Consider the following 14,996-nt stretch of genomic DNA (forward strand, 5'->3'; position numbering starts at 1 on the left):
GGTCGTGATCTCTTCCAGCGTGTTCGGCGTCATCGCGTCCTGCGCCTGCGCACCGCCAGCCATCGCAATCGCCCCAAGGCCAGCCGTTCCCGCAATCAGCTGCCGCCGATTCAGAAACAGCGACTTCGGAGTCACGTCGGCGGGGGTCATGTCGTTTGTCCAGCGGTGGGCCATAGGTCTCTCCGATTATAGGTCTTGGGGAATATACGCATAAAACGATTGAAAGGTTTCTCACGTTGGCGCGTGCAAACCGTAATCCCGCACATTTGGCATATCCGCCACCCCGCCAATCACGGCTGCGTGAAACATCTGACACAAACCCCAACCCTAGAACGAAACAATCCGCCGAACAGTGACTGGATGTCGCAATTTTCGCACTGGAAGGGGCAGTTTGCCCGCCCATATCCACGTCATGCAGCCAAGGTTTGGCGCGCAGCAACGCAATTTAGGAGACGACCATTATGCTACGCCGTACGTTCATGACGACCGCCGCCCTGATCACTTTGGGGACAGGCGCTTTCGCAGCCGCCCACTCTTCTGACAAGGACATTGTCGACACCGCCATCGAGGCCGGAAACTTCACCACTCTTGTCGCCGCCGTTGAAGCCGCCGGCTTGGTCGAGACGCTGAAGGGCGAAGGCCCGCTCACCGTATTCGCTCCCACAGATGAGGCATTTGCCGCACTGCCCGAAGGCACCGTAGAAGGTCTGCTGGAAGACCCAGAGGCACTGGCCAAGATCCTGACCTATCACGTTGTGCCCGGTTCCGTGATGGCCGCTGACCTGACCGACGGCATGACCGCCGCCACCGTCGAAGGTCAGGACGTGACCTTTACCGTGGGTGATACTGTCATGGTAAACGACGCAACCGTCAGCACCCCCGACATCGCCGCATCAAACGGTGTGATCCATGTGATCGACTCTGTCATCATGCCGCCGATGTAATCGCTGATTACACCGCATTAAAAAGCCCCGGCAGAGCGATCTGCCGGGGCTTCATCGTTTAGTGGACGACCGCGTCATCCGGTTTTGGCCTGTTGGTGCCCGACACCCGGTCGCCAACGATCAGGCCATCAACCCCCGCGCTGACCGGGATCGTATCCCCGTCATGCACATCGCCTGCCAGGATCATCTCGGCCAGTTGATCCTGCAATGCCCGCTGGATCACCCGCTTTAGCGGACGCGCGCCGAACACCGGGTCATACCCTTCGTCAGCAAGCCAGCCCAGCGCGCCAGCATCCAGATCAAGGTGGATATTCCGCCCCGCCAGCCGCTGTTCCAGCCGCTGCATCTGGATCTTGACGATCCCCGCCATGTCACCCCGTGCCAGACGGTCAAAGATAATCGTCTCGTCCAGACGGTTCAGGAACTCGGGGCGGAAGTGCGCCCGCACCGCGTCCATCACGTCGCGCTTGGCCTGCGCCGGATCGGCACCATCAGGCAGCATCGACAGCGACTGCGCGCCCAGGTTCGACGTCAGGATGATCAGCGTCTGCTTGAAATCGACTGTCCGCCCCTGCCCGTCCGTCAGCACACCGTCGTCCAGAACCTGCAACAGCACGTTAAAGACATCGGGATGCGCCTTTTCGACCTCATCGAACAGCACGACCTGATAAGGACGGCGCCGCACGGCTTCGGTCAGCACACCGCCTTCATCATAACCGACATAGCCCGGAGGCGCGCCAATCAGACGGCTGACAGCGTGTTTTTCCATGAACTCACTCATGTCGATCCGCACCATCGCGTTGTCATCGTCGAACAAATAGCTCGCCAGCGCCTTCGTCAGCTCTGTTTTACCGACACCGGTTGGCCCAAGGAAAAGGAAACTGCCCAAGGGGCGCCCTTCGTCATTCAGACCCGCCCGCGCCCGGCGCACCGCATTGGCGACCGCCCGCACGGCCTGCTTTTGACCAATGACGCGCTTGCCCAGCTCGTCTTCCATCCGCAGCAGCTTGTCCCGCTCGCCTTCCAGCATCTTGGACATCGGAATACCGGTCCACCGCTCGACGACCTCGGCAATCTGTTCCGGCCGCACGGCCTCTTCGACCATCAGCTCGTCATTGCTTTCAGCTTCCGACAGGTGACGTTCCAGTTCAGGGATCACACCGTAAGACAGCTCTCCGGCCTTGGCCAGATTGCCTTCGCGCTTGGCGATCTCCAGCTCGGCGCGCGCGCGGTCCAGCTTTTCCTTCAGCTCGCGGCCCGATTCCAGCTTGTCCCGCTCGGCCTGCCATTTCGCCGTCATTTCCGACGCACGCTCTTGCAGGTTGGCCAGCTCTTCTTCCAGTTTGGCCAGACGGTCCTTCGACGCCTGATCATCTTCTTTACGCAGCGCTTCCTGCTCAATCTGCTTTTGCATGATGTCGCGGTCCAGCGCATCTAGGGCTTCGGGCTTGCTGTCCACTTCCATCCGCAGACGGCTCGCGGCTTCATCCATCAGGTCAATAGCCTTGTCCGGCAGAAAACGGTCCGTGATATAGCGGTGAGACAAGGTCGCCGCCGCAACAAGGGCGCTATCGGAAATCCGCACACCGTGGTGCAGCTCGTACTTTTCCTTGATGCCGCGCAGAATACTGATCGTGTCCACAACGGTCGGCTCTTCCACCATGATTGGCTGGAACCGCCGCGCCAGCGCCGCATCTTTTTCCACATACTTGCGGTATTCGTCCAAGGTCGTCGCACCCACACAGTGCAGCTCGCCCCGCGCCAGCGCCGGCTTGATCAGGTTGGCCGCATCCATTGCGCCATCCGCCTTGCCCGCGCCGACCAGCGTGTGCATCTCGTCGATGAACAAGATGACCTCCCCTGCGGCGGCCTCGATCTCTTTCAGGATCGCCTTCAGGCGCTCTTCGAATTCGCCGCGATATTTCGCACCAGCGATCAGCGCGCCCATATCCAGCGCCATCAAACGCTTGTTACGCAGGCTTTCCGGCACGTCGCCGTTGACGATCCGTAGGGCCAGACCTTCGGCAATTGCCGTTTTACCAACGCCGGGCTCACCAATCAGAACCGGGTTATTCTTGGTCCGGCGTGACAGCACCTGCATCGACCGGCGAATTTCCTCATCACGGCCAATAATCGGGTCAATCTTGCCCTCACGCGCCGCTTCGGTCAGATCGCGGGCGTATTTATTCAGCGCGTCATAGCCGTCCTCGGCACTGGCGCTATCCGCCGTGCGCCCCTTGCGGACGTCGTTGATCGCGGCATTCAGCGCCATCGGAGTAACCTTGCCCGCATCCAGAGCATCCTTGGCCTTAGATTTCACCACGGCTAAAGCCGTCAAAATCCGTTCCACCGGGACAAAGCTGTCGCCCGCCTTGGTCGCCAGCTTTTCAGCCTCGTCCAAAACTTTAGCCGTCACGTTATCCATATAAGTCTGGCCAGCATCGCCAGTCACACGCGCAATCCGCGCGACCGCCGCATCAACATGGTCGCGTACAGCCTTTGCATCGCCGCCGCCGTGACTGATCAGGTTTGCGGCAAGTCCTTCGCTGTCGTCCATCAAGGCTTTCAGCAGGTGTTCCGGCAGCAAACGCTGGTGATTTTCGCGCATGGCGATGGTCTGCGCGGCCTGAATAAAACCGCGCGAACGTTCTGTAAATTTCTCTAGGTTCATGGTGTCTCTCCTGTAAAGCACCCGACGTGCGATGGTGCCCGCTGTGCGGCACACCCTGTGTTCGGGCCTCTTCCCAAATGTGGGATGCCGCGCACCCTGTTGCAAGTATCCCACACCTAAATTTCGCGCCGAAACGCAAATGGCGCGCCCCTTGCGGGACGCGCCATCCATATCGTTTGCGATAGGGCTTTAGTTGGTGGTCAGCGCGTTGCCGTCCGAACCTTCGGGGCCAGAGGGGGTAGGGAATACAGGGGCCGCGCCGCCATCCGGGTTGCTGCCTTCCGGCCCGCCATTGTCAGGATCGACGGTCTGATCAATCACAAGGCCATCTTCACTTTCGTTGCTGGCGTCAGGGTCAATGCCTTCGTCCCGCGTATCGGCTGCGGGCGCATCCTCGGTCGACGCCTCTGGCGCAGGTGCGGGGGCCGCGGCCTCACCCGTCGGGGTTACGGTGTCGGCGGTATCTTCGGGCGTGACGTTGTTGCCCGACTGCTCCTCAACAGCGTCGGCAGGGGCCGGGTTTGCATCCTCGGCTGGTGCTGCATCTTCGGCTGGTGCAGCATCCTCGGCAGGCGCAGCATCCTCGGCAGGCGCAGCTTCATTTTCTGCAGGTGTCGCTTCTGCAGGTGCTTCTTCCTCTGCAGGTGCTTCTTCCGCCGGGGCGGCCTGCGCGGCCGGCTCTTCTGCTTCAGTCATCTCGTCTTCTGCAGCAGCGTCTTCTGCCATGGCAGCATCATCTGCCGCCGCATCACCCTCAGCCTCTGTATGCCCGCCCTCGGCATCATGGGACACAACCGGGCCGGACCCGACGGCCTCTCCGGTGGTGGGGGCTGTGGCGGCGATCGCCAGCGCAATCACCAGCGCGACACCGGCACCAAGGCCGACAATCATGAAAAATGGGTTAGAGGCGAAACCGCCATTCTTATCTGCCACGATATGGCTCCTTCCAAGGTAACGGGCCATGCCCTTTGGCAAAAGACCTAGGTCCAACACCCGCCGCGGTCAATCCACACCGGGCGCATAGCGCACAAAGGCAAAGGACCGGCTGTCCGGTGCCCAGCAAGGCACATTGATTGATCCTTGCCCGCCGAACAGTTCCAATACCATCGCGCTCTCTCCGCCGTCTTGCGGCATAATCCTTAATGCGACATTCAAATCGCGCGGGTGATACGCCGTGCCGCCGGGATAGGCCAAATACAGCACATGCCGCCCGTCAGGGCTGGGATGGGGAAACCAGTCCACCGTGTCCGCCGATACCGTCATCCGCTGCACATCCGACCCATCGCGCCGCATCCGCCAGATCTGCGCCTGCCCGCTGCGGTCGGAATTAAACCAAATCCAGTTCCCGTCCGCACTGAAATCGGGGCCATCATTATGCCCCTCGTCCCCCTGCACACCGGTCAACTGAACTTCACCATTTTGCTGGACGCAAACCTCGTACCGCCCGCCGCGCCGCGCACAATAGGCAATTTCGCCCCCGTCCGGACTGACGCCGTGCCAATAGGACGGCACATCGCGCACGATCTGTTCCGCCGCCCCGCCAGCCACCGGAATGCGATACAGCGTCGACAGCTTGTCCACATGCGAAGAGGCATAGATCCATGCGCCGTCGGGGCTGAACCCGTGATCATTATTACAGGCCTGCGCAATCCCGCTGTCGATCATTGCCACCTCGCCCCCGTCCAGCGGCACCCGCAACAACCGTCCGTCGCGGTTCACCAGCAGCCAGCCATCCGGATGCCAATTCGGTGCTTCGATCAGATCATCGGTCTGCCACAACACGCGGGCCCGTCCCCGCGCCATGTCATACACTTCCAGACTGCTGCGCATCCCGCCCCCCGATTGCCCCTGTGACCGCTTGCGACTAAACCACAGTCAAATCGCGAAAGGAAAGCCCATGACTGCTGCCGATGACCGCCTGATCGTTGCCCTTGATGTGCCAAATGTGGTGGCCGGGATGGAACTGGCCGAAAAACTCGGCGACGCCGTGTCGTTCTACAAGATCGGCCTTGGCATGCTGACCGGCGGCGGCCTTGCGCTGGCCAACGAGCTAAAGCATGAACACGGCAAGCGTATTTTCCTCGATATGAAACTGTTCGACATCGGTGCCACGGTAGAGGCGGCTGTCCGCGGCTTTACCCAGTTCGACATCGACTTTCTAACCGTCCACGGCGACCCGCATGTCGTGCGGGCCGCCAAAGCCGGTGCCGCTGGCAGCAATATGAAAATCCTTGCTGTCACGATCCTGACCTCACTTGATCGGGCCGATCTGGATGCATCGCTGATCCGCGACGGCGCGATCCCCGATCTGGTCGTCGACCGTGCTGGCAGGGCCTTTGATGCCGGTGCCGACGGCATCATCGCCTCTCCGCAAGAGGCGGCAGCGATTCGTGCCCTGCCCGAATCGACGAACCGTTTAATCGTGACCCCCGGCGTGCGCCCTGACGGTGCGGCGCTTGGCGATCAAAAACGTGTAGCGACACCGGCACTTGCCCTGCAGGACGGGGCGGATCACATCGTGGTTGGCCGCCCGATATGGCAGGCCCAAGACCCCCGCGCCGCCGCCCAATCGATTCTGAAACAGATTGGCACCGCAGGTCACGAATCCGGCATGTAAACCACTTAATTAACTTTTTTGGAACTAATCTGCATATTGTGTTGTTACTACCTCAATAGAAGACACCACAGACGCGGTCATCAGGACCCGCTGATCGAGGAGTAAAGAGCATGACACAGATTAACCTTGGCGATGTCCGTTACAACGCAACTGCCGGTGCCTTCGAAGCCCGCGTCGATATTCAGCGCGCTGGCCGCACCTTCCGTTACCCTTGCATGGTCGCAGGGCCGCTGAACATGGACATGGACCGTGTGCGCACTGGCCTGGCCAAGCATGCCCTGCGCATGTCCGACAGCGGCGCATCCCTGATGTCGTCCATCTGATTTCACGTTTCCCGAAGGCCTGCTGCCGCAATCTCTGCCTCTGTCCCGAGTTGATTGCCTCTGGGCGCGACCTTCTAACTGGCGCGGTGTTCTATTGGAACTCCGCGCCGTTTTTATGTGCCCTATCCGCCGGCACTCCGGTGCCGGATTACGGGCACCATGCACTTAATCGTTGATGTCGCGTTCCCAGATTTTCGGCACCTGCCCCGGCAAACCAAAAATCCGCCGCATCGCCAGATAGGCCCCCAGCGACAACGCCGCAAAAATCACCAAAATAAGCGGCATGGATGCAATCGGAACAATTAGCAGCAACAAACCAACAAGGGCGGCCCCGATCGCAAAACCCAGAAAGATATAACCGGGCACGATCACTTCCAGCGTCGCCAGCCCAAGGGCGGCGGACAGCCAGACCCACCAGACAGACGCCAGCATCAGACTTTGCCTTTCAACATGCGGAACGCATTGCCAAAGGCTTCGACCGCATCCGCAGGCAGGATCACGGTCTGCTGGCCCGACCCCTGACTGATTTTCGCAATCGCCTCGACCTGTTTCAGCGCCACCTGATACTGCGCAGCCTCTAATCCGTTTTCCGCAATCGCAACTGCAACAACCTGCGTCGCATAGGCCTCTGCATCCGCCAGAACGCGGCGCGCCTTAGCTTCCTGCTCTGCCGAATACAGATCAGCATCAGCCTGCAATTCGACCGAACGCTTCTTGCCTTCAGCCTCTGTCACCTGGGCGCGGCGGGCACGTTCCGCATTCAACTGCTGCAACATCGCAGCACGCGTTGCGGCGTCCAGATTGACGTCAAGGATCTCGGCCCGCGTCACCTCGATTCCCCAATCGTCCACCTGCTGTGCCAGCTGTTCGCGCACGGCCGCGATAACGCTGCTGCGGTTTGACTGGACCTGATCCAGCTCCATCCGGCCAACCTCTGACCGGACGATGCCGGCCACCGTGGTCGAAATCGCACCGTCCACATCCCGAATACGATAAACTGTCTTTTCAGGCTCTATGATGCGGTAAAACACGCTGGTTTCGACCTGCACCAATACGTTGTCGGATGTGATCGCATCTTGCTGCATCGTGGGCAGCTGGCGTTCCAGAATGCTGACCTTGTGCCGGACCTGATCCAGAAACGGCACAATGAAATTGATGCCCGGCCCCAGAACAGCGCGCAGACGTCCCAGCCGTTCCACCACATATTTTTCGGACTGCGGCACGATGCGTACACCGGCGAAAACGCAGACGATGATGAACACCGCAAGCAACAGCAGGACAAGGTTCTGTCCCAGAAAATCAGTCAGTTGCGCCTGAGGGTCCATGTGCATCGCTCCATTTGTGTTGCGAAACAGCTAAGACCCGCGCGCAGCTGTTGCAATGCAAACATGCCGCCGGCCCCCTTTGCCGCGCAGGGCGCAAACGCTGCGATCGCCTTGCCAAGGGAATGCTAACCCTTTGTCATGAAAAACGATTCTTTTACATAATATGTATCGCACGCGAAACATTTAGTTTTTGAAATGTATTTCACCCGGGTGCCGCTGTTCCGATCTTTCGTCGAAAAATCGGCCTCTACGCTCCCGCCGGCGCGCAAAGCGTCACAACCTCGCCGCCCGCGGCTTCGGCATCCTGCGCATCATGTGTTACCATCAGAACCGGCAGGGCACGGCTGCGGGCACGGGTGAAAACCAACTCGCGCACCTGGGCCCGCAGCGCCGTGTCCAGACGGCCAAAGGCTTCGTCCAGCAACAACGCGCAAGGTTCTGCCAGCAGCATCCGCATCAGCGCCACCCGGGCCTTTTGCCCGCCCGACAGCGTCGCAGGATCGCGATCCGCAAATCCGGCCAGATCAACCTCGGCCAGGGCATCATCGATCCGCTTTTGCCGTGCAGCGCGGGTGCCACCGGGCCGCAGACCAAAGGCAAGGTTGGCCCCGACCGACAGATGCGGAAACAGCAGATCATCCTGAAACAGGATCCCGACCATCCGGCGTTGCGGCGGGGCGTCGGTAATATCGCGCCCGTCCAGCCGGACCCGCCCGGTATAGCGAAAAGCAGGCGGCAGGGTCCCCGTGACAACAGACAGCAGCGTCGACTTGCCGATGCCGGATGGCCCCATCACACTTAGCACCTCGCCGGGGGCAATGTGGTGGTCCAGCGCCACCAGCGGCGCGCCATCCTTGAAAACCGCGATGCGATCCAGTGTCAGGCCCTTATCCATAGCTTAGTCCTTTCCGGTTACGCCAGACCAGCGCGGGAATGATCAGGGCCAGCGCAAAGGGCACTAGCGCCGCGCCGGTTTGCATAAGCCCCCACACCGCAATCGCCTTCCTGTCCCCGCCAGAGGTGAGGGCGACCGCCTCGGTTGTCAGGGTCGCGACACGGCCACCGCCGATCAACAGCGTCGGCAGATACTGCCCCACGCTGACCGACAATCCGACGGCCACCGCAGTTAGAACCGGCCGCAGCAGCATCGGCAAACGCACCCGCCACAAGATGCCGTCCGGGCTGGCCCCCAGCGCAGCAGCGACACTGGCGTTGCGGGAATCCCAAGCACGGAACGGATCGGCGAGGGACAAAAACACATAAGGCAGCACAAAAACCAGATGGGCCAGCATGACAGGCGCGCGGCCAATATCGGCACCCACATTTAGCAACAAGGATTGCAGGCCCGGCAGAAAAGCCGTCTGCGGGATCAACAGCGGCAAATACAGCAGCAACAGGCCGCGCTGCGTAAGGTCGCGCCGCTGGCGGTACTCTGCCTCTAGGCAGCCGATGGTCAGCACCAGCGCCAGCAGTGTGACGCCGCCAGCGATAAAGGCCGTCTCGCCCAGCGCGGCCAGCACGCCAGAGGATTGCCGCATCCATGTTTTGAGAGAGAAGGCATCAGGCAGTGCGTTCGGAAAGCTCCAGAAGCCGGAAAACGACCAAACCGCCAGCACGACAAGACCTAGCAGAATCGACAAGGCGGCAAGCGATGCCGCCGCAAGCGCCGCGATACGCACAGCCGCATCGGACGCGCCGCGATGGCCGCTGGCGATCCAGCGCAAGCCCACAGCCGCCACAAGGATTTCGCCAAGCCGCCAGGACAGCAACGCGCCGATCACCAATGCAAGTTGCACCAGGGCCGCCGAGCTTGCCAACAAGCGCGAGGCGAAATCAGGCTCCCCCATCCAGCGTACGATTTGCACGGACAGCGGCGGGGGAGTGTTGGGACCAAGGATAAGTGCCACGTCAACAACGCTCATCCCGTAGGCCAGCACGACGTAGACCGGCAGGCGGATTTGGGCATAGACCCGCGGGAAAACAGTCTTGAGCCAGCCAGTCGTGCGGCCATAGCCCAGCGCAGATGAAATCGCGCGGGCGCGGGCGGCGTCGGTCTGGCCCAGCGCGGCAAGGGTCATCAGCAGCAGGAATGGCATTTCCTTGACCACCATGCCCAGCATCAAGGTCAGTCCAAGTGGGTCCTGCACGATGAGCCAATCCGGCGGATTGGTCCATCCGGTGATCGCGGGCGACAGCAGCCGGGCAATCCAGCCTGATGGCGCGATGAGAAACGCTAGACCAAAGGCTGCCGCGGCGTGCGGCACGCTCAGCAGCGGCGACAGCAAGCGTTCCAATGCGCGAAAGGCGCGGGTGCCAGACCAACCGGCGACCAGCAGCATGACAAGCGCCAGCGCAATAACCGTGGTGCCGATCCCCGTCGTCAGGGACAGCATCACGCTGCGCGGCAGGCCCGGCCAATCCAGCAGTGCACGAAAGGCGTCCAAATTCGGCCCCACCAACCCGGCAGCAGGCAGATGGCCAAAGGCGGGCAGCACTGTGCCATAAAGCCCGGCAAGCACAGGGCCAAGCATGACAAGCAAGGTCAGCGCGGGAACGACGGGAAGGACGCGATTTTTCATAAGCCGGTCAAGCCCGCCGCAGGCCAAGGCAAAAGCGCCTTCCCGATCGCGGGAAGGCGCTGTGGGCCGACAGATGGTCGCCGTGCAGACAAGTTTACTGCGCCACGCCGTAGCGGGCTGTCCAGTCATCGCTGATGCGGGTCATCCAGCTGGGGTGCGGTTCAGCCTGTACGGCGCCCAGCTCCTCTGGCGACAGGGTCGCAATGCCAAGGTCGAGGGCATCGAACAGCGCCTTTTGGTCCGCGTCCAGCTTGTCCATGGCCAGCACGGTGCCGTAGCCAAGGATATTGGGGTCCTGTGCGCGGGCCTGCGCCTCTGGCGAAAGCAGGGCGTTGGCGACGACCATCGCGCCTTCGACACTGCCGGAATTATAGGGGATGGCCACGAAAGAGGCGTTTCCGATGGTGCCCTTGTCCAGCACAAAGGTGCGCACGGTATCCGGCAGTTCATCATTGGCAATTGCAGCGGTGGCTGCGCCCGGGCTGAAGGAAATCGACAAATCGATTTCACGGTCCGCGATCAGCGGGAACATGGCGGTGCCTGTCGCCGGATAAGCGCGGCCCTGACGCCACAGGGTCGGAGTAAGCGCGTCAAGATAGGCCCAAAGCGGTGCCGTCACTTCATCGTAGTTATCATCCGTCGCGGGCTGTTGCAGCACGCTGGCATCGTCCAGCGTATCGACAAGCACCTGTTTCAGGAATGTCGTGCCCAAGAAATCCGGTGGCTGCGGATAGGTAAAGCGGCCGGGGTTGGCAGTGGACCAGTCAAGGATCGCCTGCATCGACCCCATAGGCTGCACGACTTCGCTGTTATAGTCGAACACGACCTGCGCCATGGCCCAAGGGGATTCGAAGCCTTCGACGGGGACGGTGAAATCGGTTTGCACGGTTTTGCCGTCGACATCGACGTATTTCCAGTTTGGCAGCTGTTCTGCGAAGGGGCCGAACAGCAGGCCCGCGTCCTTCATTGCGGCAAAGTTCGCGCCGTTAATCCAGATCATATCGATCGCGCCGTCCGTATCGGTGCCTGCCTGCTTTTCGGCCAGCACGCGGGTGACAGCGTCGGCGGTGTCGGTCAGTTTGACGTGTTCCAGCGTCACGCCGTATTCGTCCTGCACCTTGTCACCGATCCAGGCGATGAAATCATTGGTCGTCGTCGACCCGCCCCAGGCGTTCCAATAGACAGTCTGCCCTTTGGCGGCGGCGATGACCGCATCCCAATCGGCGGGGTCTGTTTGCGCCTGTGCTGCAAGTGGCAAGGCCATGGCGGCCAGAAGGGCAAGAGATCTCATGTCGGTCCTTTCAAAGAGGGATCAAGTGAAGAGCTTAGATGCGCCGTAGATACGCAAGGCAGCGGTGACGAGACATAGCACACCAAAGCCCCAAGACAGCGGGGCAAAGGCAACAGGAAACACGCAAAGCAGGACGAAGAAGACAATTGTCTCTGTCCCCTCAAGCAGGCCGTTGGAATAGTAGAGCGATTTGATGCCTTGCGCCTGCGTCGTGATCCCGCGCTTTTCCGCAAGGATGGCATAGCCGAGGAAGCTGGTGCCGTTGATATAAAAGGACGCGAGCAGGAAGGCGGCCGAGAGGCCGTTGGCATCATTCAAGAATACAAAAGAAAGCGGAATAGCGGCGTAAAACGCAAAATCGCACGCAATATCCAAGTAGCCGCCAAAGTCGGTATTCTGGGTGGCGCGGGCAACTGCGCCGTCCAGACCGTCTGCAAGGCGGCTCGCCAGAAGCGGGATCAGCGCCAGCAATGGTGCACCAAGGGCAATCATTGCCGCAGCGAGCAAACCCAGCGCGAGTCCAAGCAATGTTACGGTGTTTGCCGTCCACCCCTGCGCCGCCAAAGCGCGGCCCAGCCGGTTCAGCGGCGGGTCGATCAGCTGGCGGGCGGTACGGTCAAGCATGTCAGCAGCCTTTTGCGGGTTGATCTGTTTTGACGCAGCCAACGGGGCCTTGCAATCCGCCTGACGGCAACGTGACGCAGTGAAATAGTGTTAATCGTGCATATCGCGGCTGTCCGCCGGGGCCTCTGCCCGGTCGGTCATGCTGTAGTCGCGCATGACGCCGCACACGCGGATGCGGTAGTCGGCGAACATGTCCGCCCGTCCAGCGGATTGCGCCCCGCGGTGGGCGGTAAGCTTGCGCCATTCTTCCAAGGCGGCCTCGTCCCGGAAGAAGCTGATGGAGAGGAGTTTGTCAGGATTGGTGATGGACTGGAAGCGTTCGACCGACACAAAGCCGTCGATCTGCTGCACCAGCGGGCGCATTTTAACGGCCATGGCAAGGTAGGCGTCGCGCTTGTCTGCGTGAGGCAGGACTTCGAAGATAACTGCGATCATGACGGGCCTTTGGGTCTGGGAATGGGCGGCCATGCTAGCGGGAAAGGGTGGAAGGGGGCCAGCCCCTGTCCCTGCGGGACTCCCCCGGGATATTTTGGACCAGAAGAAGCTAGGACCGGGCAATCCGGGGGCGACCGCGGGCAGTGACGCGCAGGTCTGCGCCAAAGAACATTTCTTGCCCTTCGATGAGGGCGGCGTTGATGTCGCGGGTGACAGTGATTTGCGGATCGGTGACGCCGGCCTGTGCGGCGCGGGCGGTCGCGGTAGCGGTCAGGCTGGCTTCGAGGGCGGCCAGCGCAGCGGCGGAGGTCGGGAAGGTTTGCGGGGCATCATCGGTGTGGACGGTGAAGCGGCCCGCGCCGGGGGTTGTGATCGTGCCGCTGGCCTGCATGACGACCTGCCCGACGACGGCGCCGATGGCGTTGGCGACATCGGCGTGGTCTGGCACAATCATCCGGGTGCCAAGGCGGTCGCCCACTGCGCCATAGTAGCTGGCGGCAGAGGCGCCTAGACCGATGACGGGCACGCCAAGGGACAGTTGCGTTCTGATCAGCCCGTTGTGGTGGTCGAGGCCCGCCATGGTCAGGGGATGGGCGGCAAGGCGGTCCGGTGCGGTATCGCCCCAGTCGCGGGTGTCGTCGGCGAAGGCAGCCTGCAGCAGGCAGTCGGCAGTTTGGGTCGTGACTTGGGCGATGATGGTCTGGGCGAGGCTGGTAGCATCAGTGGCGATGCGTTGCCCGTCGCCGCGCCGGGTGCGGGTAAAGAGTATGAGCGCTTTGGTTGCGGCATTTGCGTCCCATTGATCGGTCAGGCCAAGCACATGGGCGGCGTCGGACGGCGTTACGCCTGCAATCATCGCAAGGCCGCGGGTCACGAGGCGCATCAGCGCTGGGTGGTCGAGGCGCGTTGTCACCACATCGCCCATGCGCGCGGGGCCAGCGGCTAGGCGTTCGGCGACGATGGCTTCGCGCTTGTCCAGATTGCTAGGCAAATGGTGCCAAAGCGGCAAGGCAAACTGACCGCCATCCAGGGGCGGGCCGTCCTGAGCCAGGGCACGGTCAAGCTCTGGATGCACAAGATCGGGGTGGGTTTGTGCGAGCAAGGCGATCGGCATCAGGCGGCGCGGGCCAAGGAGTAGATCGCCGTTCAAGCCAGGCACAATGTTGACAGCGCTGTCCCCGCCAAGGCCCCAGGTGCGCATGGCGACAGCTTCGACCATGGTGCGGAAGCCGCCGACCATTGCGCCCTGCGGATCAATGCGAGGGGCACCGTTTTGCAAATGGCAGATATCCGTCGTGGTGCCGCCGATGTCAGAGATCAGCGCATCGCGCTGCTGCGTCAGCCAGGCGGCCCCGGCAACAGAGGCGGCGGGGCCGGAGAGGATCGTTTCAATCGGGCGGGTGCGGGCCATACCTGCAGGGATCAGGGCACCATCGCCGCGCACGACCATCAGGCGGGCGGTTACACCGATGGCGGTCAGATGTGCCTCGACAGCGGTGATCAGCCCCGCGATCATACCGATGAGGCGGGCGTTCAGCACGGCGGTAAGGGCGCGTTTAGGCCCGCCCAGCGCGGCAGAGAGTTCGTGCGAACAGGTAACCGGCAGGCCGGTCGCGGCGCGGATCAGATCAGCGGCGGCGATTTCATGGGCCGGGTTACGGGTGGCAAAGCTGGCGGCGACGGCGAATCCGGTCACGGCCGGCAGGTCCTGCAGGGCGGTTTGCAGGGCATTTGCGTCGAAAGGCGCAGCCTCGGTTCCGGCGTGGGTGTGGCCGCCGGCAAGGGAGATGACAGGATCACCGCGCAGCGCGTCCTGCAGGCCGGCGCGCGTCAATTCTTGCGGATCGAACCCAATGAAGATCAGGGCGATACGCCCCCCCTGCCCTTCGACCAGTGCATTAGTGGCGAGGGTAGTCGAGAGGGAGACGACGTCGATGTCGGTCGCTGCGACACCCGCCCTAGCGATGGCGGCATCAATCGCCTCTGCAACGCCAAGGGCCAGATCGGGGCGGCTGGTCAGGGCCTTGGCCTTGGCCAATACGGCGGTCGCATCGCCATCCAGCACGGCGGCGTCGGTATAGGTGCCGCCTGTATCAACGCCCAATAGATAGCCCATGACCTGCCCCTTTTATCTGCGGCTAGGGTGTAGCGCCTGCACGGTCTGGCCTTCCAGCCCCAATCGCACGG

15 protein-coding genes (1 of these 15 running past the window's edge) are annotated in these 14,996 nt (G+C 61.8%); 3 read left to right on the forward strand and 12 right to left on the reverse strand.

Going from position 1 to position 14,996, the window contains the following annotated elements; all coding sequences use genetic code 11:
- Positions 1-174, reverse strand: partial view of a protein-methionine-sulfoxide reductase catalytic subunit MsrP gene (msrP, locus tag SJY10_RS01060; RefSeq protein WP_386679167.1) — the start only. The gene continues 726 nt to the left of window position 1, outside the view; the window shows 174 of its 900 coding nt (coding positions 1-174); it begins with the start codon at positions 172-174; its stop codon lies off the left edge, out of view.
- A 287-nt stretch (positions 175-461) separates the two neighbouring features.
- Between msrP and SJY10_RS01065 the strand changes: the two genes are divergently transcribed.
- Positions 462-944, forward strand: coding sequence for a fasciclin domain-containing protein (locus SJY10_RS01065; protein ID WP_386679168.1), 483 nt, complete (start codon positions 462-464; stop codon positions 942-944).
- A 58-nt stretch (positions 945-1,002) separates the two neighbouring features.
- Here SJY10_RS01065 and clpB read toward each other — a convergent pair whose 3' ends face one another.
- The 3 genes from clpB to SJY10_RS01080 all read right to left on the reverse strand — a co-directional run bounded on the left by clpB (position 1,003) and on the right by SJY10_RS01080 (position 5,445).
- On the reverse strand, positions 1,003-3,615 hold the full coding sequence (gene clpB / locus SJY10_RS01070) for an ATP-dependent chaperone ClpB (RefSeq protein WP_386679169.1): 2,613 nt from the start codon (positions 3,613-3,615) through the stop codon (positions 1,003-1,005).
- Positions 3,616-3,804: 189 nt separating this feature from the next.
- Entirely contained in the window at positions 3,805-4,548 is a 744-nt protein-coding gene (locus tag SJY10_RS01075; RefSeq protein WP_386679170.1) for a hypothetical protein, read from the reverse strand.
- A 69-nt stretch (positions 4,549-4,617) separates the two neighbouring features.
- Positions 4,618-5,445, reverse strand: coding sequence for a TolB family protein (locus SJY10_RS01080; protein ID WP_386679171.1), 828 nt, complete (start codon positions 5,443-5,445; stop codon positions 4,618-4,620).
- A gap of 67 nt (positions 5,446-5,512) precedes the next feature.
- On the opposite strand from SJY10_RS01080, the gene pyrF reads away from it, so the two are divergent.
- Both pyrF and SJY10_RS01090 read left to right on the forward strand, forming a co-directional pair.
- Positions 5,513-6,232, forward strand: coding sequence for an orotidine-5'-phosphate decarboxylase (gene pyrF / locus SJY10_RS01085; protein WP_386679172.1), 720 nt, complete (start codon positions 5,513-5,515; stop codon positions 6,230-6,232).
- Positions 6,233-6,342: 110 nt separating this feature from the next.
- A complete protein-coding gene (locus SJY10_RS01090; RefSeq protein WP_090190119.1) occupies positions 6,343-6,555 on the forward strand; it encodes an orotidine 5'-phosphate decarboxylase in 213 nt (70 codons plus the stop codon).
- 165 nt (positions 6,556-6,720) lie between these two features.
- Here SJY10_RS01090 and SJY10_RS01095 read toward each other — a convergent pair whose 3' ends face one another.
- The 8 genes from SJY10_RS01095 to SJY10_RS01130 form a co-directional block, all read right to left on the reverse strand.
- Positions 6,721-6,987: an NfeD family protein gene (locus SJY10_RS01095; RefSeq protein WP_386679173.1), complete on the reverse strand. Its 267-nt coding sequence runs from the start codon at positions 6,985-6,987 to the stop codon at positions 6,721-6,723.
- Positions 6,987-7,880, reverse strand: coding sequence for an SPFH domain-containing protein (locus SJY10_RS01100; protein ID WP_386679174.1), 894 nt, complete (start codon positions 7,878-7,880; stop codon positions 6,987-6,989). The genes SJY10_RS01095 and SJY10_RS01100 overlap by 1 nt, the downstream gene beginning before the upstream one ends.
- Before the next feature lie 247 nt (positions 7,881-8,127).
- Positions 8,128-8,775 carry an ATP-binding cassette domain-containing protein gene (locus SJY10_RS01105; protein WP_386679175.1) on the reverse strand — a complete coding sequence of 216 codons (648 nt, stop codon included), beginning with the start codon at positions 8,773-8,775 and terminating at the stop codon, positions 8,128-8,130.
- Complete coding sequence (locus tag SJY10_RS01110; protein ID WP_386679176.1) at positions 8,768-10,459, reverse strand: ABC transporter permease; 1,692 nt, start codon at positions 10,457-10,459, stop codon at positions 8,768-8,770. Before SJY10_RS01110 ends, SJY10_RS01105 begins: the two co-directional genes overlap by 8 nt.
- 94 nt (positions 10,460-10,553) lie before the next feature.
- Positions 10,554-11,750 (reverse strand): ABC transporter substrate-binding protein, encoded by a 1,197-nt coding sequence (locus tag SJY10_RS01115; protein ID WP_386679177.1) that lies wholly within the window; start codon positions 11,748-11,750, stop codon positions 10,554-10,556.
- Positions 11,751-11,771: 21 nt separating this feature from the next.
- Positions 11,772-12,374 carry a CDP-alcohol phosphatidyltransferase family protein gene (locus SJY10_RS01120; protein ID WP_386679178.1) on the reverse strand — a complete coding sequence of 201 codons (603 nt, stop codon included), beginning with the start codon at positions 12,372-12,374 and terminating at the stop codon, positions 11,772-11,774.
- Between the two features lie 90 nt (positions 12,375-12,464).
- Entirely contained in the window at positions 12,465-12,809 is a 345-nt protein-coding gene (locus tag SJY10_RS01125) for an antibiotic biosynthesis monooxygenase family protein (RefSeq protein ID WP_386679179.1), read from the reverse strand.
- Between the two features lie 109 nt (positions 12,810-12,918).
- Positions 12,919-14,925 carry a hydantoinase/oxoprolinase N-terminal domain-containing protein gene (locus tag SJY10_RS01130; RefSeq protein ID WP_386679180.1) on the reverse strand — a complete coding sequence of 669 codons (2,007 nt, stop codon included), beginning with the start codon at positions 14,923-14,925 and terminating at the stop codon, positions 12,919-12,921.
- Positions 14,926-14,996 lie beyond the last annotated feature (71 nt).

Origin of the sequence: Loktanella sp. R86503, assembly GCF_042466455.1 — a bacterium.
GTDB lineage: Bacteria > Pseudomonadota > Alphaproteobacteria > Rhodobacterales > Rhodobacteraceae > Loktanella.

What these genes read in the sequence shown, in the direction of transcription:
- SJY10_RS01065 (WP_386679168.1), top strand. Translation starts at nt 462, where the DNA reads ATGCTACGCCGTACGTTCATGACGACCGCCGCCCTGATCACTTTGGGG.
- clpB (WP_386679169.1), bottom strand. Translation starts at nt 3,615, where the DNA reads ATGAACCTAGAGAAATTTACAGAACGTTCGCGCGGTTTTATTCAGGCC.
- SJY10_RS01080 (WP_386679171.1), bottom strand. Translation starts at nt 5,445, where the DNA reads ATGCGCAGCAGTCTGGAAGTGTATGACATGGCGCGGGGACGGGCCCGC.
- pyrF (WP_386679172.1), top strand. Translation starts at nt 5,513, where the DNA reads ATGACTGCTGCCGATGACCGCCTGATCGTTGCCCTTGATGTGCCAAAT.
- SJY10_RS01090 (WP_090190119.1), top strand. Translation starts at nt 6,343, where the DNA reads ATGACACAGATTAACCTTGGCGATGTCCGTTACAACGCAACTGCCGGT.
- SJY10_RS01095 (WP_386679173.1), bottom strand. Translation starts at nt 6,987, where the DNA reads ATGCTGGCGTCTGTCTGGTGGGTCTGGCTGTCCGCCGCCCTTGGGCTG.
- SJY10_RS01100 (WP_386679174.1), bottom strand. Translation starts at nt 7,880, where the DNA reads ATGGACCCTCAGGCGCAACTGACTGATTTTCTGGGACAGAACCTTGTC.
- SJY10_RS01105 (WP_386679175.1), bottom strand. Translation starts at nt 8,775, where the DNA reads ATGGATAAGGGCCTGACACTGGATCGCATCGCGGTTTTCAAGGATGGC.
- SJY10_RS01110 (WP_386679176.1), bottom strand. Translation starts at nt 10,459, where the DNA reads ATGAAAAATCGCGTCCTTCCCGTCGTTCCCGCGCTGACCTTGCTTGTC.
- SJY10_RS01115 (WP_386679177.1), bottom strand. Translation starts at nt 11,750, where the DNA reads ATGAGATCTCTTGCCCTTCTGGCCGCCATGGCCTTGCCACTTGCAGCA.
- SJY10_RS01120 (WP_386679178.1), bottom strand. Translation starts at nt 12,374, where the DNA reads ATGCTTGACCGTACCGCCCGCCAGCTGATCGACCCGCCGCTGAACCGG.
- SJY10_RS01125 (WP_386679179.1), bottom strand. Translation starts at nt 12,809, where the DNA reads ATGATCGCAGTTATCTTCGAAGTCCTGCCTCACGCAGACAAGCGCGAC.
- SJY10_RS01130 (WP_386679180.1), bottom strand. Translation starts at nt 14,925, where the DNA reads ATGGGCTATCTATTGGGCGTTGATACAGGCGGCACCTATACCGACGCC.